Raw genomic sequence first — 24,089 nt, forward strand, 5'->3', positions numbered from 1 at the left:
CGGCAGGTCTTGGACCGATCCGGCTCGTGCGACCGGGGAAACGTGACGCGGGTATGTACGGATTCGCACTGCGCCGGCCGGCACCGACGTCATGGCTCACGCCCGGACGACTCGACGATGCATGTGGTCGGGGTGTCATACGACTTCGAGGCGCGATAGCGCACAGAACGGCAGTCGGGCCGCGGAAAAATCTGCTTGGGTGGTGTGGTGGATGCCAGGTTGCTTGCCGAAGGGCGCATCGTTGTCGATTTCGATCCGCTCCCGGCTCATGATGACGCGATCAGCCGGATGGCTGTGGAGAGGACTTTCACGGGGGGTCTGACGGGGAAAAGCGCCGGTCAGCTTCTCTCCGTCGGGACGAGCATCGAAGGGTCGTCCGCCTTCGTGGCCTTGGAGGTGTTCACGGGCACCTTGGGGAGTCGTGCCGGCACCTTCACGCTCCAATATGCCGGTTCGATGCGCCGCGGATTCGAAGAACGCGTCATCACCGTGGTGCCGGACTCGGGCACCGAAGAGTTGATAGGTCTGAGTGGCGTGCTCACGGTGGTCAACCATGCCACCGAACACACGTACACCCTTCAGTACTCCCTGGAGAACGGCTGATCGCTGCACCGACCTGTCTCCTCCAGGTGTGACGCGGAGTCGCCGGTCCGGCGCTGCCGGGCCGGACCGATTGACAGAGGTTAATTTGCTGGTAACAATCGGACTCGTCTGGGAGCGCTCCCAGGCCTGGTCGGTGATGTCACCGGAAGGATCTCTGTGAATCCACATCGACGGCGCCGGGTCACCACCTCGCTCGCGGCAGGTACCGCGGCCACCCTCGCGCTGACTCTTCTGACCGCTGCGGCCGCCTCCGCCGAGCCGGTCCAGCACATCCCCAACGGCACCTTCACCTCCGGCACCACCGGCTGGTGGTCCACCGAGAACGCGCCCATATCGGTGGTCGACGGCCGGCTCTGCGCGCAGGTCCCCGGCGGGACCGCGAACGCCTGGGACGTCAGCCTCGGCCACAACGGCGTCCCGCTGATCGACGGGGCCGCCTACGCCCTCAGCTTCCGCGCGTCGGCCAGTGCGGAGGTCAGCATCCGGGCCAACGTCCAGCTCAACGAGGAGCCGTACACCACGGCGCTGTCGCGTGCCGTCGCCCTCACCACCGAGGCGCAGACCTTCGAGTACGAGTTCACCGCCGGCATGGACTCGCCCAACGGCACGCTGACCTTCCAGCTCGGCGGCAGCGCCGACCCCTTCACCTTCTGCCTGGACGACGTCAGCCTGACCAGCGACGACGCCGTGTCGCCGCCGGACGGGCCGGAGCAGATCCAGAACGGGGACTTCGCCGACGGCATGACGGACTGGTACTCGTACGGCACCACGTCCGCCGGGGTGGACGACGGGCGGCTGTGCTCGGCGGTGCCGGCCGGGCTGAGCAACCCGTGGGACGCCGGGATCGGGCAGAACGGGGTCCCACTGGTGGCGGGTTCGTCGTACACGTTCGCGTTCGACGCCTCCGCCACGCCGGGAGCCACCATCCGGGCGAATGTGCAGCTCGGCGCCGAGCCGTACACCTCGTTCCTGTCCCGTGACGTCGTGCTGACCGCGAGCTCGCAGCGTTTCGAGTACACCTTCACCGCCTCGGCGGACACCACCGCGGGCCAGGTCGCCTTCCAGCTGGGCGGCAGCGCGGCGGCGTACACGATCTGCCTGGACAACGTCTCCCTGGTCGGCGGCGCGGAGGATCCGCCCTATGTGCCGGACACCGGGCCGCGTGTGCGGGTGAACCAGGTCGGTTACCTGCCCGCCGGGCCGAAGAACGCGACAGTCGTCACCGAGGCCACCGCGGCCCTCGGCTGGCAGCTGAAGAACGCCGCCGGCGACGTGGTCGCCGACGGGAACAGCACACCCCGCGGTGTGGACGCGGCGTCGGGGCAGAACGTGCACAGCATCGACTTCGGTTCCTTCCGTACCGCCGGCACCGGGTACACGCTGGTGGCCGACGGGCAGACCAGCCACCCGTTCGAGATCTCCGGCACCGTCTACCAGCAGCTGCGTTCCGATGCCCTCCAGTTCTTCTACATCCAGCGCAGTGGCATCGAGATCGACGGTGACCTGGTCGGTGAGGAGTACGCCCGCCCCGCCGGGCATGTCGGCGTCGCGCCGAACCGCGGCGACACCGACGTGCCCTGCCGTGCCGCCAGCTGCGACTACCGGCTGGACGTCCGCGGAGGCTGGTACGACGCGGGTGACCACGGCAAATACGTGGTCAACGGTGGCATCGCCGTGCAGCAGCTGATGAGCACCTTCGAGCGCACCAAGACGGCGGCCACGGCCGGGCACGGCGCCGCGCTGGCGGACAGCACGCTGCGGGTGCCCGAGCGCGGCAACAAGGTGCCGGACATCCTCGACGAGGCCCGCTGGGAGATCGAGTTCCTGATGCGGATGCAGGTGCCGGCCGGCCGGCAGTTCGCCGGGATGGCGCACCACAAGATGCACGACGCCAACTGGACCGGCATCCCGATGCAGCCCGAGGACGACCCCGAGCAGCGCGAACTCCACCCGGTGTCGACGGCGGCCACGCTCAACCTGGCGGCCACCACGGCACAGTGCGCCCGGCTGTTCGCTCCCTACGACGCGGCGTTCGCCGGCCGGTGCCTGAGTGTGGCGCGCACGGCATACACCGCGGCGAAGGCGAACCCCGCCAGGATCGCGCAGGACCTCGGCGGCGGTGGCGGCGGGTACGGCGACAACGACGTCAGTGACGAGTTCTACTGGGCCGCCGCCGAGCTGTACCTGAGCACCGCCGAGCAGGCGTTCCTGAACGATCTCACGGCCAGCCCGCACCACACCGGCGACGTCTTCGCCGCCACCGGCTTCGGCTGGGGCAGCACCGCGGCTCTGGGCCGGCTCGACCTGGCCACGGTGCCCAACCTGCTTCCGCAGGCCGACCGGCAGCGCGTGCGGCAGTCGGTCGCCGACGCCGCCGACCGCTACCTGGCCACCCTGAAGGCCCAGGCGTACGGGCTGCCCATGCCGGGCAACGCGGGCAGCTACTTCTGGGGCGCGAACAGCAACATCCTCAACAACGTCCAGGTGCTGGCCACCGCGTACGACCTGACCGGTGACGTGAAGTACCGGGACGGGGCGCTGCAGGGCGTCGACTACATCTTCGGGCGCAATGCGCTGAACCAGTCGTACGTGACCGGTTGGGGCGAGAAGTCCTCGCAGAACCAGCACAGCCGGATCTTCGCCCACCAGGCGGACGCCGGTACGCCGCATCCGCCGGCCGGCTCGCTCGCCGGTGGTGCCAACGCGGGCCTCGACGATCCGTACGCCAAGGATCTGTTGGAAGGCTGCAAGCCGATGTTCTGCTACGTCGACCACATCGAGTCGTACGCGACGAACGAGGTGGCGATCAACTGGAACTCGGCGCTCACCTGGGTGTCGTCGTTCCTCGCCGATCAGGGCACCGGCCAGCAGGCCGCCGGGGTGTCCTGCGACGCGACCTACACCGACTACGGCTCCTGGCAGGGCAACGGCGGCTTCACCGCCCAGGTCACCCTGACCAACACCGGTACCACGGTGATCGACGGGTGGACCGCGCGGTTCGCGTTCCTCGGCGGCCAGCGGGTGCGGGAGGCGTGGTCGGTGGTGGCGACGCAGGAGGGCGCGACGGTGTCGGCCACGAACAACAGCACCAACCGGCGGATCCAGCCGGGGCAGACCGTGTATTTCGGGTTCAACGCCACGACGCCCGGCGGCCCGAACCCGGCGCCGGAGCTGATCACCGTGAACGGATCCGCCTGCCGCTGAAAAGGTGACATCGGCCGGGCCGGCATGAGCCGGCCCGGCCGATGTCGTCGCTGTTCGGTCGGCCAGCGGACCCCGGCCTAAGGTAGGCGCGTGAAAGATCGGGGAACGCTGTTCTGCGCGGCGGTGGCGGTCGGCGTGCTGGTCTCCGGCGGCCTCGAGTACGCGATGCAGGACGGGCTGCGCGAGTCCGATCGCGGGCCGCTCATCGCGCTGGTCGTCCTGGGCACCGCACTGGCCGTGGCCCTGGTGCGCCGGGTCCCCTCGGCCTCGCTGGTGCTGGTGTGGCTGATCGCGATCAGCCAGGCGGCGACCGCGACCCCGTTCGTGCTCACCCAGGCGGCCTGGGCGTTCATCGCGTTCGGGCTGGCACGCTGGGGTGCCCGGGCGGTCCTCTGGGCGAGCGTCACGTCGATCGCGGTCGGACCGGTGATCGCGGTCGGGCTGATCGGCAGGGACCTGGTGTGGATGGACCTTCCGTACGCCTCGCGGAATCTGTTCCACGTCACCGTCTACGAGCTCGGTCTCGGCCGGCAGATCGGCGCCGGAGTGCTGGTCGCGGTGCTGCTCGGCATGCCGTGGCTGGGCGGGCTGACCCTGCGGATCCTCAGCCGGGCCCGGATCGACCTGGACCTCGCTTCCCGGGAACGTGCACGGGCCGAGGAGATCGCCCGCGCGCGGGAAGCCCAGACCCGGCTGGCCCGCGACGTGCACGACGTGGTCGGGCATTCCCTGGCCGTGATCCTGGCGCAGGCCGAATCCGGGAGGTATCTGCCCGACGACGATCCCAGCGCCCTCAAGTCGGCGCTCGCGACGATCGCGACGTCGGCCCGGGCATCGCTGGGCGACGTGCGGGAGGTTCTCAGCGCGACCGGGGACACCACCGACGATCTCGATAAACTGATCGACAACCTGCGTGCCGGCGGTCACGAGGTGGTGACCGGCCATGACGGCAGACCACGGCCACTGCCGGAGGCGCAGCGGGCCGTCGCCTACCGGGTGCTCCAGGAGATGCTGACCAACGCGATCCGGCACGGCCTGCGGGGAGGGGCTTTGACGGTACGCCGGACGTGGTCCCCCGACGCCCTCGGGATCGAGGTCCGCAACGGGATCGAACCGGCTCCCGGCGACCGGCCGGCGGCACCGGGGTCGGGGCTGGACGGTATGCGTGAGCGGCTGGCCACGGTCGGCGGCACCCTGTCGGCCGGGGTGCGCGCCGAGGTGTTCGTCGCGACGGCGCGGATCCCGCTGCCATGAACGACATCACCGTGCTGGTCGTCGACGACCAGGAGCTGTTCCGGGCCGGGGTGGCGGTCATCCTCGACGCGCAGCCGGGGATCACCGTGGTCGGCGAGGCGGGCAACGGTGCCGACGCGGTGCGCCTGGTGAAGGAGTTGCGGCCGGACGTCGTACTCATGGATCTGCGGATGCCGGTGATGGACGGTGTCGAAGCGACCCGGCAGATCTATGCCGCCGCGGCCTCCCCGCCGGTGCGTGTCCTGGTGCTCACCACCTTCAACCTCGACGACCGGGCGGCCACCGCGATCCGGCACGGCGCGAGCGGCTTCCTGCTGAAGGACACCACGCCCGCCCAGTTGACCGATGCGGTCCGCAGCGTCCACGCGGGCAACGCGGTGCTCGCCCCCGCCGACCTCTCGGCCCTGCTGACCAGCCAGTTCCCCGCGCCGAAACCGGTGCCGGACGCCTATCTCACCCTGACCGACAAGGAGCGGGCCGTCTTTCGGGCCGTGGCCCGCGGCCTGTCCAACGCGGAGATCGCCGCCGAGATCTTCGCGGGGGAGTCGACGGTGAAGACGCACGTCGGAGCGATCCTGCGCAAGTTGTCGCTGCGCGATCGGGTGCAGATCGCGGTGTTCGCCCACGAGCACGGCCTGCTGTCCTGAACGGCTCCGCGCTCGTCGGTACCTGAGGCCATCGCCGCGGTACCTGAGAGCGATGAAAGCAGCGGCCCATCTGGGTGATCTTTCTTCCCGGGCCTGTCGGGTGACCCCGGTACGGCGGCGGATCGGCTGCCGCGCACCCCCGGGCCCGGTGGGTCGGTCCGGACGGCGGCTCACCTGTGGACAGGAGTCTCGCTGATGACGGCAGCCGTCGACGACCAGGTGGCGATCACGAACACGGCACGGCCGGTGCCGTCCCGTTCCGTGCGGCTGTATGCGCTCGACGCTCTGCGGCTGGCCTGCGCACTGGCGGTGGTGGGATACCACCTCGGCACGTCGTGGCGGTTGGACGGCGTACATCCGCCCGGGTATTTCCTGCCCGGTGCCGCGCCGGTGCTGATCTACGGCTTCCTCGGCGTCGAGGTCTTCTTCCTGATCAGCGGGTTCGTGATCAGCATGAGCGGATGGGGCCGGACCGTCCGCGAATTCGCCGCCTCCCGGGCGGCCCGGCTGTACCCCGCCTTCTGGGCCGGGGTGCTGATCACGGCCGTCGTGGTCACCGTGCTGCCGGTGACCGACGGGGTGCCGGTCAGCGGCGTGCCGAGCCTGGGCGACGTCGCGATCAACCTGACCATGCTGGCCGAGCCGTTCCGCGTGCCGCTGGTCGACACGGTGTACTGGACGCTGTGGGTGGAGCTGCGGTTCTACCTGATCATCGCCTGCCTGATCGCGGTCGGGCTGATGACCGGCCGCGGGATGCGGGTGCTGGGCACGGGATGGCTGATCACGGTGGTGCTCGCGCCCGCGCTGCCGTCCACACTGATGGAGACCGTCGTCATGCCCGGCTTCGCGCCGTACTTCATCGCCGGGATGACGATGTTCCTGCTGCGCCGGGATCGCCGGGACCGCTGGTCGTGGGTGCTGCTGGCCGGCTGCTGGCTGGTCAGCCTGCACCACGTCGAGCTTCGGGTCCTCGATCTGCGACCCGGCTTCGCCGTGCCGGTCTGGCCGGCCACGGTGCTGATCACGCTCGCGTACGCCGTGCTGCTGGCCGTCGCCCTGGGCGTGACCGACCGGCTGGCGTGGCGCCGGCTCGGTGCCGCGGGCGCTCTGACCTACCCGTTCTATCTCCTGCACCAGCGCATCGGTTACAGCCTGATGCGTACCGTCCACGACCACACCGGATGGCCGGCCTGGCTGCTGCTCACCGGAACCGTGATCGTCCTGCTGGCAGCTTCCTGGCTGGTGTACCGGCTGGTCGAACGCCCGCTGTCGCCACGGATGAGGCGCCGGCTCCTCGGCCGCGGGCGGGCACCCGGCACACCGCGGCATCCCTGAACGGGCGTCCGCCTCCCCGGATCACGGCTGCCGGGGGCGGTGTGCGTTCTCCACCAGCGCCGAGGCGACGTCGCGAAGTTTGCGGTTGGAGTCCTGGGACAGTTTGGCGAGGATGGCGAAGGCCTGCTCGGCGGTGCACCGGCGGTCGCCCATGATGATGCCTTTGGCCTGTTCGATGACTGCCCGGTTGTCCATCGCCTTCTGCATGTGCCCGGCCAGCGTGGCCTGGGTCTCGTACAGGTGGGCGTTGGCCAGGCCGACGGCGGCGAACCCGGCGAAGGTCTGAGCGATCGCCACCGCGTCGTCGTCGAAGGCGTCCGGGACGGTGGCGTAGATGTTCAGCGCACCGGTGACGTGCTCGTGCACGGGCAGGCCGATCGAGAGGGAGCTGTACGCGTCGGCCTTCTCCGCGTCGGCGGCCCAGTCGGGCCACCGCTGCTCGCTGGTGGTGTCGGGCACCAGCTGAGTGGTGGTGGTGTCGGCGGCATCCAGGCACGGGCCGTAGCCACGTTGGTACTGCTTCTCGTCGAGAGCACGGGCGAGTTCACCGGTGAACGCGGCGGTCTGAGGACTGTCGCCGTGCAGCAGGGTGACGCTGACCTCATCGGCGCCGGGGATGGTGCTCTTGGCCAACTGCGCGATCTTGTTCAGCAGGGCGTCGATGTCGATGTCGGCGAGCCGGATGCGGCCGAGTTCGGCGAACGCCTGGTGCGGGTCCATCGTTTCGAGGTGCGTCATGAGAAGCGTCCTTGACGAGGGCGCGTACCACCACCAGGGGTCTGGAGTGGGGTGCGCGGATCGCTGCAGGCCTCCTGATCCGGGGGCCGGGATCCGCGCCGCTTCTTGACGCCGGTCTCGCAGACGCCCATCGGGGGCGACATGCCGCAGGTCTCCAGCATATCGGTGCGCGGACATCGACTGTCGCTTACGTTCCGCGCGCCGGCCGCGTGGTCCCGCGAAGCCGTTGAGGTGGCGATACGTCGAGGTCCGGGTAAGGTGGAGCCCTGTAGTCGACGCCTTCAACCGTCGACCGAGCCAGCGTCAAGAAGCGGCGTGGGTCTAGGACCCCCCCCCGAGCGGGGGCCTGCAGTGGCCTATGCACAGCGCACCCGTCGAGGTGTCAGCTGATGTGCCCTTTCTCAGGACATGCCGATGACGTACAGCCCGTTCATGGACCCCGGTGACGCTTTCGCGCAGCTCGGCCGGATCAGACCCCGGGAGACCAGCCTTCACGACGTGTTTCAGCGCGTCGTCGACCTCGCCGGACTCAGCATCCACGGGGTGACCGAGGTATCCCTCACCATGGTGCGGGACCGAGGCGCCCACACGCCCGCCTCCACCGGTGGCCTCGCCTCGACCCTGGACGAGTTGCAGTACGAACTGGGCTACGGCCCCTGCCTACAGGCCGCGAACTCCACCACCGTCGAGTCCGTCGTCGACATGGCGGCCGAGACCCGATGGCCGGACTGGACCACCGGCGCGCTGCGGGCGGGAGCCCGGAGTTCGCTGTCCATCGGGCTGCCGGGCCATGCCACGGTCGGCGGGGCACTCAACCTCTACGCCACCGAGCCCCACGTCTTCGACGACGACGCGATCATCGTGGCGCAGGCCTTCGCCGGTTTCGCCGGCGTCGCCATGGCCAACGAGTTCCTCAACGAAGCCCAGGCGGCCCTGTTGCGTCGCGTGGAGGCCGCCATGGACAGGGGCGCCGTCATCGAGCAGGCCAAGGGGATCCTCATCAACGACCGGCGCTGCACCCCGGCGCAGGCCTTCACCGTCCTGACGACGATGGCGCAGGACACCGACCGCACCGTCCGTGCCGTCGCCCAGGAAATGGTGAACCGCACCGCCGAAGGTCCACCGGGGTAGCGATGGTCGCACCCGGCGACGCATACCGCACCTGTTCGGGGGTAGCCAGGCCCGGACGGCAGGCGCAGTGGCCCGGGTGGGGCGGATGGGGGATCAGCAGTGACCACGAAGGTGCGGGACTTCCTGGCCGGGCATCGCGATGCCATGGTCGCCGAGCTGGCCGAGTGGGTTCGGATACCGTCGATCGCCGGCGTTCCCGAGCACCTGGTCGATCTGCGGCGATCGGCGAACTGGCTGGCCGCGGCCCTGCGCGAGACCGGCTTCCCGTCGGTGGAGGTGTGGGACACCGAGGACGGGCCGGCGGTGTACGCCGCATGGTGTGCCGAGCCGGGCGCCCCCACGGTTCTGATCTACAGCCACCACGACGTCCGCGCCGCGAAGGACGAGGAGTGGGACGAGACCGCGCCGTTCGAGCCGAAGGTCCGTGACGGGTACCTCTACGGGCGGGGCGCGTCGGACGCCAAGGGGCAGGCTCTCGCACACGTGTGGGCGGTCCGGGCCCATCTGGCCGCCACCGGCCGCGAGAAGCCCGCGGTGAACCTCAAGGTGCTGGTGGAGGGGGAGGAGGAGACCGGGTCGGCGCACCTGCGGCAGCTGCTGCAGGACAACCGCGACCGGGTCGGTGCCGATCTGATCGTCTTCTCCGACACGCTGATGTGGCGTGCCGACCATCCGGCGGTGTGCGTCAGCATGCGCGGCACCATGCTCGCCCAGCTGGAGATCATGGGGCCGTTGCAGGACGTGCACAGCGGAGCGGTGTCCGGGCCCGCCCCGAATCCGGTCCTGGAGATGAGCCGGCTGCTCGCCCAGCTGCACGACGACAAGGGGCGGATCACCGTGCCCGGTTTCTACGACAGTGTGGTGGAGCCGTCGCAGCGGTTCCGCGAGGAGCTGGCCGCGCTGCCGTACAGCGACGCCGACTGGCTGGAGCGGTCGCTGACCCGCAGCGTGGGTGGTGAGGCCGGATACAGCGTGCTGGAACGTCTGTGGACCCGGCCGGCGATCGAGGTGACCAGCATGATCGCCGGTGATCCGATCGGGCCGTCCCGGGCGGCTGTGCCGTCGGTCGTCACCGCCGACCTGAGCATCCGCTACGTCTGCGACCAGACCGGCACCGAGATCGCCGAGCAGTTGCGGCGGTGGGTCGCCGACACCGTCGGCGACCGGTTCGGCCACCGGCTCACCGTGTCGCCGGAGAGCGCGCAGGACCCGTACCGGACGCCGGAGGACCTTCCCGCGGTCGCGGCCCTGGCCGAGGCCATGGGGGAGGGCTTCGGGCGTCCCGCCGGGCGGATGGGCAACGCCGGCGGCGGCCCCGCGGTGTGGCTGACGGAGAGCGTCGGTGCGCCGGTGGTGTATTTCGGCACCGGCCTGCCCGAGGACCACTGGCATGACAGCAACGAACGGGTCTCGATCGACGTGCTGCTCGCCGGTGCGGCCACCCTTGCCGCCTTCTGGGACCGACTGCCGTCGGTCTGAACTCTTCGGCCGTCTGCGGGCGGGCGTCGCAAGTCGGCGCATAGATGTCCGGGGTCGGGGTAGACGCCGCCGCATCGACGCGACGACATGAGTGGAGAAGGCGATGATCGCGGACCGCAGGTTGTCAGCCGCTGTCCTGGCCGTGCTGCTCACCGCGGTGGCGGGGTGCGTGTCGGTACGCGAATCGGCCGAACCGGATGCCGGTGTCCCGGCGGACGACGTGGTGACCCGATCGGTGAAGGACGTCGAACGCTTCTGGGCGGACCGGTATCCGGAGCTGAGCGGCGGCGCCGCCTTCGAGCCCATCCAGGGTGGCCTTCATCCCTACACCGAGACGACACCGCCGCCCGCGTGTGGCGACCAGCAGAGCGCGTACCAGCCGAACGCGTTCTACTGCCCCGCCGGTGACTTCATCGGCTGGGACGCCCAGACGCTGATCCCGCAGTTGCAGGAGCAGTTCGGTCCGCTGCTGGTCGGCGTGGTGTTCGCCCACGAGTACGGACACGCCGTGCAGGCCAGGCTCGGCGCCGTCGACCAGCCGACCGTCGTGCTCGAGCAGCAGGCCGACTGCTATGCCGGGGCCTGGATGGCCGACGCGCTGGCCGGACGGTCCGAGGCGTTCACCGGTGTCACGCCGGCCCAGCTCGACAACACGGTTGCCGGGTTGCTGCTGCTGCGCGATCAGCCGGGGACACCGGCACAGGCCGCGGAGGCGCACGGCAACGCCTTCGATCGCATCCGGGCCCTGCAGGACGGTGTGGAGAAGGGCGCCGCGGTCTGTGCCGCGTACCGTGCGGACAACCTCCCGGTCACCGAGGTGCCGTTCACCAGCCCGCTGGATGCCGCCACGGGCGGTGACCTGCCGTACGCGGAGGCGGTGACCTCCCTGGCCGAAGACGCGCAGGGATACTGGTCGCGTGCCTATCCGGATCTTGCCGGCGAGCCGTGGCAGGCCCTGCCGGTCCAGCCGTTCACCGGCACGCCGCCGTCGTGCACCGCCCCGGACCCGGCCGCCGGCGGTTCCGCGTTCTACTGCAAGGCGGGCGACTTCGTGACCTTCGACAACGGCCGGCTCGGCCCCCGGCTCCACCAGAACATCGGCGACAACGCCGTCGGCATGCTGCTCGGTGACCTGTTCGCCCGGGCCGCGCAGAATCGCCGCGGCGAGAGCACGTCCGACCGGGCGGGACAACTCGCGGTGGACTGCCTGGCCGGGGCGTGGACCAACGATCAGCTGAAACGCCGGCCGGGCCAGGGACTGACCCTCTCCCCGGGAGACCTGGACGAGGCCGTGGCGGCGCTACTGGCGTTCGGGCGCGCGGGTGAGGTGACCGGCATCAGTGCCTTCGACCGCATCGCCTCGTACCGCAGCGGGGTTCTCCAGGGTCTGGGCGCCTGCACCTGAGCGCATGCCGAGACGTCCGGAGGGTTTCGGAGGCGGCGAGCCGGGCATCCGTGCCCTCTGCGGCCGGCGCGCAGCGCCGGCGAGGCGGCGTCAAGAAGCGGCGCGGTCCCGGACCGGAACCATCACGGTCCTGCAGCGGCCCGCACGCTTCGCCCCGCATCCCTGGTCCGGTGCGGAGGCATGAAGGAGGGACTCCTTCCATGACAGACCCGCAGATCAAGCACACCGACGCGTACGCCGAACTCGGGCGCATGGATTTCAGCCGGACGGACGTCGCGACGGCCCTGGCCAGGGTGGCGGACGTGACCCGGCGCAGCATCCCGGGAGCCGACGACGTGTCGATCGTCCTCGTCGGCCCCGAGGGTGCGCACACCGCCGCCTGCACCGGCCGGCCGGCCATGATCGTCGACGAGTGGCAGTACCAGCTTGGCCACGGCCCGTGCCTGGCGGCGGCCGCCGCCTACCTCACCGTCACCGTGCCGGACATGGCCGGGGAGAGCCGGTGGCCGGACTGGGCGGACCGGGCCATCGACGCCGGGATGCACAGCTCGGTGTCCGTCGGACTGCCGCTGCGCGAATCGGTCGGCGGCGCGCTCAACGTGTACGCCCGTGGCCCGCACGCCTTCGACGAGGACGCGGTCATCCTCGCCGAGACGTTCGCCGGGTTCGCCGCGGTCGCCCTGGCCAATGCGCACCGGTACGACGGGTCCGCCAGCCTGACCGGCTACACGCGGGCCGCGATGGACCGCCGCGCCGTGATCGAGCAGGCCAAGGGCATCATCATGGCCGACCGTCGCTGCACCGCCGACGAGGCGTTCGCCGCCCTGACGAGCCTCGCCGAGGGCTCCCACCGTGAACTCCGTGACGTGGCCGCCGGGCTGACCGCCGAGGTCGTGCATACCCGGGCCCGGTGAGCGACGTCCGCTCCGGCGCGGAAGCGTCCGTGGAACCCGGTCGGCCCGAAGTTCAGCTCAGCGGGGCGATGCAGAACGGATGGCCGGCGGGGTCCAGCAGAACCCTCCGCTCGTCGGGCTGTGGCTGCACCGAGGGTTCCACGGCGCCCAGTGCCAGCAACCGTGCCTGGCCGGCGTCCAGGTCCTCGACCCCCAGCTCCAGGTGGATCTGCTTGCCCTGGGCGGGGTCCGGCCAGGTCGGAGGCCGGTAGTCGGCGACCCGGATGAAACCCAGTCCGGGTGCACCGTCCCTGCCGAGCAGGATGAAGTCGTCGCTGGAGTAGACGACGGGCAGGTCGAGGGCTGTGCCGTAGAAGCGGGCCATCTCGGCGGGGTCCGAACAGTCGAAGTCGACGGACACCAGGCGGATCGTGGATGCGGATGTGGTCTCGCTACTCATGGGCGGGACGCTATGACGGGACCAGGACAGTTCCTGTCCTGGTCGTAGGGAACACTTGGCGGATGTGATCAGCGCCTCCGCCCGCCTGCTGCGACTGGTCTCGTTGCTGTCCACCCGGCCGGCATGGACCTGCCGCGAGCTGGGGGAGCGGCTGGCGGTCACCGACCGCACGGTCCGACGTGACATCGCCCGGCTGCGCGAGCTCGGCTACGGCATCGAGTCCGATCCCGGGCCGTGGGGCGGCTACCGCCTCGGCGGCGGCACCCGGATGCCGCCACTGGTCCTCGACGACGAGGAGGCGCTCGCCGTGGCCGTCGCACTGCGCGAGGTCGCACTCAGCGGTGTCCTGGGTGGCGACCAGGCCGCGCTGTCGGCGCTGTTGAAGCTGCGCCAGGTCCTGCCGCCCCGGGTCGCGGACCGGCTGGAGGACATGAACGCCACCGTCGTCCACACTCCCCGGAGCCAGGGCCGTCAGATCCCGCCCGGCATGCTGCTGGACCTGGCCACCGCCTGCCGCCGGGGTGAACGCACCCGGCTGTCGTACCGCGATCATGCGGGGAACACCACGGTCCGCGACGTCGACCCCTACCGCCTGGTGCATACCGGTCTCCGCTGGTACTTCGTCGCCCGGGACGTGGCCCGGGACCAGTGGCGGACGTTCCGGGCCGACCGGGTGGCACGAATACAGTCGACCGGGCATCCGGTCGAACTGGGCGACCCGCCCGATCCGGCGCTGCTCGTCTCCCGTGGCATCGCGGCCGTCGTGTACCCGCTCTACGTGACGATCCGGTTGCCGCACCCCATGGACCGGGCGCTGCGGCTGATCCCGCCCACGATCGGCACCCACCACCCGGACGGTCCCGATGCCACCATCGTCGAGATCGGAGGCAACGACGAGGATCAGCTCGCGACATACCTCCTCGGCCTGGGCACCACGCTGCGGGTCCTGTCGCCGGATGGGGTCCGGGATGCGGTACTGCGCCGTGCCCGGAACCTGGTCGAGGACAACGAGCACGCCGGGTCCCGGTAGAGGTGTCGCGGCCGGGTACGAGGCCGGCCGTCGCGTTTGCCACCCCGGCGCCCGGGTACGCGTTCTGCGTCCCCAAGCCCCACCCTAGGAGTGCCTCGTGGCCGACCACCGTACGCTGCCCGGCACCGACGAGTCCTACTGGATGGACACCACCCCGGTGACCACCTATCCGTCGTTGACCGCGGACGTCGAGGTCGACGTGGTGGTGATCGGTGGTGGCATCGCCGGGCTGTGCACGGCGTGGGAACTGACCGAGGCCGGCCGCAGCGTGGCACTGCTGGAGGCCGACCGGATCGTGGCCGGTGTCACCGGATACACCACGGCGAAACTGTCGGTGCTGCACACGCTGATCTACGACAAGGTGCGCACCTCGTTCGGCGCCGAGTCGGCACGGCTCTACGCCGAGTCCCAGCAGGCGGCGGTGGAGCGGGTGGCCGAGATCGCGTCCCGGCTGAACATCGACTGCGAACTGGAACGGGTGCCGGCCTTCACGTACGTCGAATCCCCGGACGGTCTGGACCGGATCCGCGCCGAGGCCGACGCCGCGGCCGCAGCCGGGCTGCCCGCCTCCTTCGTCACCGAGACGGGCCTGCCGTTCCCGGTCGCCGGCGCCGTCCGGGTCGAGAACCAGGCGCAGTTCCACCCCCGTAGGTACCTGCTCGCCCTGGCCGACGACCTCACCCGGCGCGGTGGGCGGATCTTCGAACGGACCCGTGCCACCGGACTGGACGAAGGGCATCCCTGCACCGTGACCACCGAGGGCGGGCACACGGTCACCGCCCGGCAGGTCGTGGTCGCCACCCACTATCCGGTCTTCGACCGGGCGCTGATGTTCGCCCGCCTGGAACCCCGCCGGGAACTGGTGGTCGCCGCCGCGATCGCCGCCGACCGCGACCCCGGCGGCGTGTATCTGACCCCCGAGCAGAACACCCGATCGGTACGCACCGCGCCGTACCGCGACGGGCAGCGTCTGCTCATCGTCACCGGCGAGCACTTCACCCCGGGTGCGGGCGAGGCCACCGAGCAGTGGCAGAAGCTGATCGACTGGACCCGGGAGAGGTTCCCCGGTACGCAGATCGCCTACCGCTGGGCGACCCAGGACAACACCAGCACCGACCAGGTCCCGTTCATCGGCCGTTTCCATCCCGGCACCGAGAACGTCTACGTCGCCACCGGGTTCGGTGGCTGGGGGATGAGCACCGGTGTGCTCGCGGGCCGGCTGCTCGCCGCCCGGATCACCGGAACCGAACCGCCCTGGTCCGGCCTCTACGACCCGCTCCGGCTCAACCCGGTGCGGGAGGCCGGCACGATGCTGAAGCTGGGCGCCAAGGTCGCCGCTCACTTCGTCGGTGACCGGGTACGACCGTCGCATGTCGACTCGATCGACGACATCGAACCGGGCACCGGCGCCGTCGTGCGTGTACGCGGCCGGCAGTGTGCGGCCTACCGCGACGACACCGGCCAGATCCACGCCGTGTCGGCGCGATGCACCCACCTCGGTTGCATCGTGCAGTTCAACGACGCCGAAACCGCCTGGGAGTGCCCGTGCCACGGCTCCCGTTTCGGGATCGACGGCTCCGTCGTCCAGGGTCCGGCCAACCGGCCCCTGGAAATGGAGGACGTCGCGGGCGGATGAACCGGGCATCCGATTGACTTGTCGCAAGTCTTGTCTCAGCATAGTGAGACAAGACTTGCGACAAGCTGGGGAGGCCGCCATGTCGAGGAAGGTACGTCCGGCAGAGCTGGAGATGGCCCGCCTGTGGTTGGCCGGGCGCGGCCTGGCCGACGTCGCGCCGACACCGATGCTGGCGGCGCGCCTGGCGGTCCGGCGACGGGCGCGGGTGGTCGCCGCCATCCTGCCGGCCGCGTTCCTCATCGCTGCCGCCCTCGTCTACGTCTCCGCCCTGCCGATCCGTCCCGCGGATGACGGATTCGGCACGCAGCGGCGCTGGGCGCTGGTGGTGCTGGCGGTGCTGGTGGCCGGGCTGGTGGCCGGCCTGTCGCTGCTGGACCGGTGGGTGCGGCGGGTCGATCAGCAGGCCGGCGCGGAGTTGCAGCGACGGGCGACCCACTCCGTCCGGCCCGGCTGGCGGACCGTGCTCGGTGTGCCGCGGGTCGCCTTGCTGGCGGTCACGTACGCGGGTGCGGCCGTGCTGGCGATCGCGGCCCTGACCATCCGGGACGGCGCCGCGAGGTATGCCGCGGTCATCCTGCTCATCGGGCTGTGCGGGGTCGCCGTCGGTACGGCCGTCCAACTGCGTCATGTGCTCACCCACCCGGTGGTGGCCGACGGCGAGGGCTCACTGAAGGCCGACCTCCTCATGCGTGTCGAGGACGCCCGCGAGGTGGCCGTACCGACGGTGGTGTGGTCTCTGCCGGTCGTGTCGGTATTCGACACCGGGCTCGATCCGTGGAACACGGGCTGGCTCATCTTCATGATCCTCAGCGTCATCGCGCTCGCCCTGATCACGGCCGGGGACGCGCGGAGCGCCCTGGCGGCCCAGCATGGGCCCACCGCCCGGTGAACCGCATGATCGTCATCGACTCGGCCTCGCCCGTCCCGCCGTTCGAGCAGCTCCGCGCCCAGCTCGCCGGCCAGATCCAGGACCGCACACTGGCCGTGGGCACCCGGCTGCCGACCATCCGCCGCCTGGCCGCGGACCTCGGCCTGGCGGTCAACACGGTCGGCCGGGCCTACCGGGGACTGGAGGAGGCCGGGCTGATCGAGACCCGCGGCCCGGCCGGCTCGTTCGTGTCCGCAGCCGGCGAGCAGGGCCGCGAACGGGCCCGCCGCGCCGCCGCCGAGTACGCCGACGTCATCGCCGGCCTCGGCATCGACACCACCGAGGCCATCCACATCGTCCAGGCGGCGCTGACCCAGCGCGTTCCCGAAGCCGGCTGAGCGCCGGAAAGACCTACGGACCTGCCGGAGCTGTCGTCGTAGGTCTTTGCGGCGCTCAGGACGGCTTTCGAGCCGGTATCCCCGCCGGCCGGTGTTCGCATGATCGCCGGGCCCGCCGCCGGTCAGTGCCGGGCACGCCGCCGGTCAGCGCCGGGCACGCCGCCGGTCAGCGCCGGGGGACGTCGAGCCGCGCACACGATCGCTCAACGTGTGCTTCCGCTTCGTCCTGGCACGGATAGGCGCACACGATAGGCCGATCGTGTGCGCTCAGCCAGGTCATAACGATGACGGAAGCCCGCACAAGCGTTGCGTGTGCTCCCATCGCTGCTCCGCCGGCCCGTCCCGGGGGCCGCGGCGATCACCGCGTCCGAAGGCGACCCTCAACTCCCACCACAAGATCATGGGGAGACACCCCAGTCGATGATCGCCATGTCAGGGGAACGGACCGGGCGCCAGGGGTCCCGGCCCGTCGGGCCGCAGGGGCCGCACCGGCCGCAAGGGCCGCACGGGCCGCAGCGCGATGCTCGCCGCGAGGAGACCCGCGCCGGCCGCCCTGTTCTTTGTCGTACCCCGTGGCTACCGTGTCGCCCGCCACCAATTGATCGAGATCGAGGAGTTGGTCACGATGCGCTGTTTCGAGCACCGGGGTACGGGTTCGGCGAAGTTCTGGTGGGTGTCGCGGGACGGTGCCGTGGTGACCGTCCGATTCGGACGCGCCGGCACCGCGGGGCAGACCCGGGTGAAGGAGCTGGCCGACGAGGCGGCAGCGATCGCACATGTGGAGGGGCTGGCCTCCGAGAAGGTGGCGAAGGGGTATGTGGAGGTGGCGGCCGGCGCCGCCGCGCCTGTTCCCGGCCCGGTTGTCTCCGGGCCGGACGTGCCTGCCGGCGGCGCGACGGATGAGCCGGTCGTGCCGCGGGACGAGGATGTGCTGGTGCTGCCGGCCCAGTGGACGCGCAAGGTTCAGCCACGGCGTGGTGGTCGCGTGGGTGGTTCGTTACCGCGGCTCGCGGGTGCGGTGGCGAAGGCCGAGGCGCTCATGGAGGCCAAGCGCCCGGAGCGGGCGGAGGTGCTGGCGGCACCGAGGAGTGACGGCGAACTGGTGGCCGCGGCCGAGGGGTTCCTGGACGGCAGCCGGGTCACGCCGCTCGGCGCGGCGGCGGCCGTGGTGGCGTCGACGCACGCGTGTGAGCACCGGGAGTTCGGGCAGTTGGCGGTTCTCGCCGACGGGTGGATCGCGGCCCACGGGCTGACGTTCGCGACCCGGGCCGTCGCGGAGGCCGCCGGTCTCGACGTCAGACGACGGGGCTACTCGTCCCCCGACAAGCAGGAGAACCTGCGCCGGGTGACGCCGGCGGACAGGGGTGGCCGGTGGAGTTTCGACCCGTGGCTGCCGCTGGCGGAGCGGGTGCGGGCCCGGCTCGCCGTGGCCGACGACGACGGGTATGAGCAGGCCCGGCAGGCGCTGGCCGGGTATCGCTCGACGGTGCAGCGCACGATCACCACCTATCTGATGCCGACCGAGTCGCCGTGGGCCGACGAGGACTGTGGTGCTGATCTGTATCGCATCGAGCTGGTCGGGTTCGCGGTCTCGACGCCTGAACAGTGGGATCGGTTGGCCGGGAAGATCGATGCGGCCGATCTGAGTCTGCGGGGCGGATTGCTGGCCACGCTCCTCGACGCGGTCGGGCCGGCGGTGACACCACACCTGATCGGGATTCTGAACAACCGGAACGCGTACACCGATCAGCGGCGGACGGTGATCGGTGCTCTGGCGCTGATTCCGACCGACGAGGCGTTCGGCGCGTTGTTGCTGCAGGCGGACGACAAGCCGGCCGCGGCCGGGCTCAGCGAGGCCATGCAGCGATTCCCGGTACGGGCGCTGCGCCTGCTGGGGACGGCAGCCGCCGACCCGGCCGGGAACCGTGGGCCGGCGGCCGAGTTGCTGCGCCGGCATGTGACGGCGAACCCGGAGGTGGCGGGTGCGGCCCTGCCGTCGTTGCCGGAGGTGGTCCGGTGGCAGGTGGAGCCGATTCTGGCGTCGCTGTCGACGGTGCCGCAGACGCCGGCGGGGTCGTTGCACCCGTTGCTGGTGACGCCGCCGTGGACGCGTGCGCGGGCGGTCGCCGCGCCGGTGGTGGTGACGGGGCTGACCGCACCGGACGTGCCGCGGTTGTGCTGGGCTCCCGGGGAACGCGAGGCGCTGGTGCCGCAGTTCGTGGAGCCCGGACCGGAGGACGCCGCCGGCCTCGAACGCTGGGAGCAGGAGGCGGCGAAGCTGCGCGAGGGCCGCATGAGCCACGCCGCCGACGAGGAGAAGTTCTTCGTCGACGCACCACGGTCGCTGGCGCTGGAGCTGCTGCCCGGGTGGCGTCCGACGAGCTTCTGGTCGCCGGGTTGGACCCTGCCCCGTCTGCTTCTCCGGTTCGGTGCGGACGCGATACCGGTCGTGGTGCGGCGTAACCGTCAACGGGGATCGCTGGACGTCTACGGCCCCCTGCTGCTGCCCGCCGAGGGAGCCGAGGTCGCCGCGCTGATGGCCGACTGGCTGGACCGGCTGAAGGCGGTGCGCTGGATCGCGGTGAGCTGGCTCCGGCGGCACCCGCAGGCGGCGGCACGTGATCTCGTCCCGGCGGCGGTCGGTCCGGTCGGCGCGGAACGCCGTGCGGCGGAGCAGGCGCTTCGGGTGCTGGTGGCGGCCGGTCACGCCGACGTGGTGCGGGCGGCCGCCGCTGATCACGGCACGGCCGCGGCGTCCGCGGTGGAGCCGTTGCTGTCGGCCGATGCGGCGGAGGCCGTCCCGGCTCGGCTGCCGGACCTTCCTCCGTGGATCGACGACGCCGGTGCCCTGACGCCGGTGCTGTCGCGCGATCGCCGTCATGCGCTGCCGCCCGAGGCGGTACGGCATCTGTGCACGATGCTGGCGATGTCCCGCCTGGGCCTGCCGTACCCGGGTCTGGCCGCGGTCCGCGAGACGCTGGATCCGGTGGCGCTGGCGGAGTTCGGCTGGTCGTTGTTCACGGCCTGGGAGTCGGCGGGGTTCCCGCCGAAGCAGAGCTGGGTGCTGGAGGCGCTGGCGTTGATCGGCGACGACGACACCGTGCGCCGGCTCAGCCCGGTCGTCCGTGCCTGGCCGGGCGTGGGCGGCCACGCGCGTGCCACGATCGGGCTCGACGTGCTCTACGCGATCGGCTCCGAACTCGCCCTCATCCACCTCCACGCCATCTCGCGGAAGGTCAGGTTCGAGGCGCTGAAGTACGGCGCGGACAGCCGGGTCCGGGCGGTCGCCGCGGAGCTGGGGCTGACCTCCGACCAATTGGCCGATCGGCTGGTCCCCGACTTCGGGCTGAACGATCGGAACACTCTCACCCTGGACTACGGTCCGCGGCGTTTCGTGGTGACCTTCGACGAGCAGCTCAAACCGTTGGTGATGGACGAGGACGGCAGGAGGCGCAAGGAGCTGCCCCGACCGGGTGCCAACGACGACGAGGCGCTCGCGACGGCGGCGTACCGGAGGTTCTCCGCATTGAAGAAGGACCTGCGTTCCGTGGCGGCCGATCAGGTTCGCCGGTTGGAGGAGGCGATGGTGACCCGGCGGCGGTGGACCGGTGCGGAGTTCCGGCGGCTGCTGGTCGGCCATCCGTTGATGGTGCATCTGGCACGGCGTCTGGTGTGGGTGACCTACCGCGCGGACGGGGCGGTGGGCACGGCGTTCCGGGTGGCCGAGGACGGCAGCCTGGCCGACGTCGACGACAAGGCGTTCACCCTGGCCGACGACGACGTGGCCGGTGTCGCCCATCCCGTGGACCTGGAAGCAGACCTGTCCGGGTGGACGGCGTTGTTCCTCGACTACGAGATCCTTCAGCCGTTCCCGCAGCTCCACCGGCCGGTGTGGCGGCTGACCGCGGAACAGGCCGCACAGCGGACGCTGCCCGAGTTCGTCGGCGTCGCCGTCCCGGTCGACCGGCTGATGAAACTGGAGCGTCGCGGATGGTGGGGGCGCAGCGTGCCGATGGACGCCGGCATCCAGACCACGATGGAGTGCGACCTGCCGGGGCCCGGTGGGCTGGACTTCCCGCTCGACCCGGGCATCTCGGTCAACGACGTCTACGACCAGTCCGGGCAGATCTTCCGTGACGCGCGGCTCACCGGGGTGGAGAACTTCGCCGCCCTCGATCCGGTGATCGTCTCGGAGCTGCTGTGCGACCTGCACTACCTGGTCGACGGCGGATCCCTGCGATGACCGAACGGCCGGCCGGCCGCCTCGGCGCGCCGGCCGGTCACATCGGTGGCGGGCCGCTCAGGTCACCAGACCGCGGCGGTACGCGTACACCACGGCCTGCACCCGGTCGCGCAGGTCGAGCTTGGTGAGGATGCGGGACACGTACGTCTTGACCGTCTCGTGGCTGATCACCAGGGCCGCGGCGATCTCGCTGTTGGAAAGGCCCTCCGCGATGAGCCGGAGCACCTCCAGCTCCCGCGGGGTCAGCGCGCCGCGGTCCGGGGCGTCTTCGGCCGGGCGGATGCGGGCCGCGTATCTGCCCACCAGCTGCCGGGTCACTTCCGGGGCCAGAAGCGCGGCACCCGTCGCCACGGTTCGGATGCCGCCCAGCAGCTGCGCCGGTGGGGCGTCCTTGAGCAGGAAACCGCTGGCGCCGGCGCGCAGCGCCTCGTAGACGTACTCGTCGAGGTTGAACGTCGTCACCACGAGGACCTTCACCGGCTCGGGAACCCCGGCACCGGCGAGCAGGCGGGTCGCCCCGATGCCGTCGAGCACCGGCATCCGCACGTCCATCACCACCACGTCCGGCCGGAGCCGGGCGGCCAGGTCGACCGCCGCGCGCCCGTCGCCGCACTCGCCGACGATCGCCATGTCGGGCTGGGCGTCGATGATCGTCGCGAAGCCGGCGCGGATCAGCTCCTGGTCGTCGCAGACCAGCACCCGGATCGGTGTGGTCACGACGGGTTCCCCGCCGGGATCCGGGCCCGTACGAGAAAGCCACCGCCGGTCTGCACGCCCGCGGTGAATTCGCCACCGAGGACGGTGACCCGCTCGCGGAGCCCGGCGAGGCCACGCCCGCTGCCGCCGGGGGATGCGCCGGCGGACCCGGAGCCGTCGGTGCTGACCTCCACGGTCGTCTCCCCTTCCCCGTGGTGGACGTGGACTCTGGTCCGGCTGCCGTGCGAGTACTTCAGTGCGTTAGTCAGCGCCTCCTGGACCACCCGGTACGCCGCCACCTCTGCGCTGTCGGTGGTCGCCGCCGGCCTGCCCTCCCGGACGAACTCGACCGGCTGCCCGGCCTGCCGGGAATGGTCGACGAGGGCGTCCAGGTCACCGACGGCGGGCGTAGGCGGTTCGTCGGTGCTGTGATCCGGGTTGAGCAGGTCGAGCAGCTGCCGCAGGTCGCCGACGGCCCGGCGGCCGGTGCCGGTGATCGCGGTCAAGGTCTGGTCCAGCCTGTCCGGGGCGCCCGTCAGGTAGCGTGCCGCCTCGGCCTGCACGACCATCGCCGTCACGTGGTGGGTGACGACGTCGTGCAGCTCCCGGGCGATGCGCTCGCGCTCCGCCGTCCGGGTGGCCCGCTCGACATGGCGGCGGCGTTCCGCCTCGGCGGCCCGGTTCTGGCGCAGCCACGCCCCGGTGCCCCACGCGAGCGCCAGCAGCAGGTAGAAGGTGGTGAACCCGGCGACGCCCTCGTCCGAGCCGAGCCGATCGAGGGAGATCACCAGGGCCACGTACGCCGCCGAGGCCAGACCCACGGCCGTCCAGCGGCGCCGTTCCAGGTAGGCGCCGGCGCTGATGAGCGCGAAGGCCAGTCCCGTACCGGCGACGGTGTGGTAGCCGCGGAACTGGTCGACCACGAAGCCGAGCGACACCAGCGCCAGGCAGACGGCCGGCCACCGACGGCGGACGGCCAGCGGCAGGCACTCCAGGGCGACGACACCGACGGTCAGCGCGTCGTACGGGCGGTCCGGGAGGTTGCCGACCTGCGTACCCTGCCGTTCCAGGGCCGGCACCACCGCCGTGAGGGCGAGGGCCAGGGCGAGCGGGAGATCCCGGACCGTGACCGGCCACTGCCGCCACAGATCCGGGAGCCTCCGGAGCTTGATCACGGGGTGACTGTAGCGGTTGCCTCGGCCTGCGCCGTGCGGCGCGGGACGATGTGCCCACGGCGCTTGGCCAGCCACAGGAACACCACGGTCAGCACCACGCCGCCCAGCACCGCGTAGAGGCTGCCCTCCGGCCCGAAGGCGCCACCGCTCAGCGCGACCGGTCCCGACGTCGAGGCCTCGAGGATCCCCTTCGACTCGCCGTTGCCCGAGACCGCGACGCTGAAGATGCCGCCGGCGGCGAAGTTCCAGCCGAAGTGCAGACCGATCGGGACCCACAGGTTCCGGGTGGCGGCGTAGCAGGCGGCCAGCATGAACCCGGCCTCGATGGCGATGGCGGTGGCCCCCCACACGGTGGCGTCCGGGTTCGCCAGGTGCATCGCGCCGAACACCACGCCGGTCAGGGCCAGAGCGATCCAGGTGCCCGCACGCTCCTCGATGATCCGGAACAGCACCCCCCGGAACAGCAGCTCCTCGGTGACCGCGGCGGCCGCCATGAACCCGAGCAGGCCCAGCGCTCCCGTCGGTGAACCCCAGCCCGTGACGTCGTAACCGCCGAGGAACGCGATGTTGGCGATGACGGCCGCGAACATCGCCAAGCCGATCAGCGTCCCGCGGCCCAGCCTCCCGCCCCAGCCGTCCAGGCCCAGCTCGGCCGGCTCACGATGCTCGGTGCGCCGTACGACCCACCGGTAGACGATCACGCCCAGCACCGCCGTCACGGCGCCGATCACCAGGGTGAGGAAGAAATTGCCCTCGACGGCGGCGGCACTCAGCCCGCCGACGACGGTGACGGCGACGACAGCGAGAAGCTGTTTGACGAATCGCATGATGACTCCTTCGCAGACCGCGACCGGAGCGCCGCGGACATGAAGAAACCTATGGATTTCCGCCGCC

At 71.2% G+C, this 24,089-nt stretch carries 19 protein-coding genes; 14 read left to right on the top strand and 5 right to left on the bottom strand.

The features are described from left to right. Positions 1-207: 207 nt before the first annotated feature. From BC793_RS27260 to BC793_RS27280, 5 genes are all read left to right on the top strand, one after another. Positions 208-603: a DUF3224 domain-containing protein gene (locus tag BC793_RS27260; RefSeq protein ID WP_203896393.1), complete on the top strand. Its 396-nt coding sequence runs from the start codon at positions 208-210 to the stop codon at positions 601-603. Positions 604-759: 156 nt separating this feature from the next. Next, positions 760-3,807, top strand: coding sequence for a glycoside hydrolase family 9 protein (locus BC793_RS27265; protein ID WP_109597177.1), 3,048 nt, complete (start codon positions 760-762; stop codon positions 3,805-3,807). 90 nt (positions 3,808-3,897) lie between these two features. Then, entirely contained in the window at positions 3,898-5,061 is a 1,164-nt protein-coding gene (locus BC793_RS27270) for a sensor histidine kinase (protein ID WP_109597178.1), read from the top strand. Then, a complete protein-coding gene (locus tag BC793_RS27275; RefSeq protein ID WP_109597179.1) occupies positions 5,058-5,708 on the top strand; it encodes a response regulator in 651 nt (216 codons plus the stop codon). The genes BC793_RS27270 and BC793_RS27275 overlap by 4 nt, the downstream gene beginning before the upstream one ends. A 195-nt stretch (positions 5,709-5,903) precedes the next feature. Next, positions 5,904-7,043: an acyltransferase family protein gene (locus BC793_RS27280; protein WP_109597180.1), complete on the top strand. Its 1,140-nt coding sequence runs from the start codon at positions 5,904-5,906 to the stop codon at positions 7,041-7,043. A 21-nt stretch (positions 7,044-7,064) separates the two neighbouring features. On the opposite strand, the gene BC793_RS27285 is transcribed toward BC793_RS27280, so the two are convergent. Further along, positions 7,065-7,781 carry a GAF and ANTAR domain-containing protein gene (locus BC793_RS27285; protein WP_109597181.1) on the bottom strand — a complete coding sequence of 239 codons (717 nt, stop codon included), beginning with the start codon at positions 7,779-7,781 and terminating at the stop codon, positions 7,065-7,067. 414 nt (positions 7,782-8,195) lie between these two features. On the opposite strand from BC793_RS27285, the gene BC793_RS27290 reads away from it, so the two are divergent. The 4 genes from BC793_RS27290 to BC793_RS27305 all read left to right on the top strand — a co-directional run bounded on the left by BC793_RS27290 (position 8,196) and on the right by BC793_RS27305 (position 12,710). Then, the gene (locus BC793_RS27290; protein ID WP_109597629.1) at positions 8,196-8,912 is read left to right on the top strand and encodes a GAF and ANTAR domain-containing protein; all 717 of its coding nucleotides are present in this window, start codon (positions 8,196-8,198) and stop codon (positions 8,910-8,912) included. Between the two features lie 99 nt (positions 8,913-9,011). Further along, positions 9,012-10,391, top strand: coding sequence for a M20/M25/M40 family metallo-hydrolase (locus tag BC793_RS27295; protein ID WP_239170357.1), 1,380 nt, complete (start codon positions 9,012-9,014; stop codon positions 10,389-10,391). Between the two features lie 103 nt (positions 10,392-10,494). Further along, positions 10,495-11,796, top strand: a complete 1,302-nt coding sequence (locus BC793_RS27300; protein ID WP_109597641.1) for a neutral zinc metallopeptidase — start codon at positions 10,495-10,497, stop codon at positions 11,794-11,796. Between the two features lie 200 nt (positions 11,797-11,996). Beyond that, a complete protein-coding gene (locus tag BC793_RS27305; RefSeq protein WP_109597182.1) occupies positions 11,997-12,710 on the top strand; it encodes a GAF and ANTAR domain-containing protein in 714 nt (237 codons plus the stop codon). A 52-nt stretch (positions 12,711-12,762) separates the two neighbouring features. Here BC793_RS27305 and BC793_RS27310 read toward each other — a convergent pair whose 3' ends face one another. Beyond that, the gene (locus BC793_RS27310; RefSeq protein WP_109597183.1) at positions 12,763-13,149 is read right to left on the bottom strand and encodes a VOC family protein; all 387 of its coding nucleotides are present in this window, start codon (positions 13,147-13,149) and stop codon (positions 12,763-12,765) included. 64 nt (positions 13,150-13,213) lie between these two features. Here BC793_RS27310 and BC793_RS27315 point away from each other — a divergent pair, with 64 nt between their 5' ends. From BC793_RS27315 to BC793_RS27335, 5 genes are all read left to right on the top strand, one after another. Then, a complete protein-coding gene (locus BC793_RS27315) occupies positions 13,214-14,179 on the top strand; it encodes a helix-turn-helix transcriptional regulator (protein WP_109597184.1) in 966 nt (321 codons plus the stop codon). Between the two features lie 97 nt (positions 14,180-14,276). Next, complete coding sequence (locus BC793_RS27320; RefSeq protein WP_109597185.1) at positions 14,277-15,815, top strand: FAD-dependent oxidoreductase; 1,539 nt, start codon at positions 14,277-14,279, stop codon at positions 15,813-15,815. 79 nt (positions 15,816-15,894) lie between these two features. Further along, positions 15,895-16,704, top strand: coding sequence for a hypothetical protein (locus BC793_RS27325; protein ID WP_146246474.1), 810 nt, complete (start codon positions 15,895-15,897; stop codon positions 16,702-16,704). 5 nt (positions 16,705-16,709) lie between these two features. After that, complete coding sequence (locus tag BC793_RS27330; protein WP_109597187.1) at positions 16,710-17,081, top strand: GntR family transcriptional regulator; 372 nt, start codon at positions 16,710-16,712, stop codon at positions 17,079-17,081. Between the two features lie 598 nt (positions 17,082-17,679). After that, complete coding sequence (locus tag BC793_RS27335) at positions 17,680-21,324, top strand: DUF4132 domain-containing protein (protein ID WP_158319385.1); 3,645 nt, start codon at positions 17,680-17,682, stop codon at positions 21,322-21,324. 57 nt (positions 21,325-21,381) lie between these two features. Here the strand turns inward: BC793_RS27335 and BC793_RS27340 are convergent, their stop codons facing one another. From BC793_RS27340 to BC793_RS27350, 3 genes are read right to left on the bottom strand one after another with little or no spacing between them, the layout of a single operon-like run. Further along, a complete protein-coding gene (locus tag BC793_RS27340; protein WP_109597189.1) occupies positions 21,382-22,041 on the bottom strand; it encodes a response regulator in 660 nt (219 codons plus the stop codon). Then, complete coding sequence (locus BC793_RS27345) at positions 22,038-23,195, bottom strand: sensor histidine kinase (protein WP_109597190.1); 1,158 nt, start codon at positions 23,193-23,195, stop codon at positions 22,038-22,040. Before BC793_RS27345 ends, BC793_RS27340 begins: the two co-directional genes overlap by 4 nt. Further along, on the bottom strand, positions 23,192-24,022 hold the full coding sequence (locus BC793_RS27350) for a CPBP family intramembrane glutamic endopeptidase (RefSeq protein ID WP_109597191.1): 831 nt from the start codon (positions 24,020-24,022) through the stop codon (positions 23,192-23,194). The genes BC793_RS27345 and BC793_RS27350 overlap by 4 nt, the downstream gene beginning before the upstream one ends. Positions 24,023-24,089: the final 67 nt, after the last annotated feature.

Source organism: Actinoplanes xinjiangensis (assembly GCF_003148685.1).
Taxonomy (GTDB): Bacteria; Actinomycetota; Actinomycetes; order Mycobacteriales; family Micromonosporaceae; genus Actinoplanes; species Actinoplanes xinjiangensis.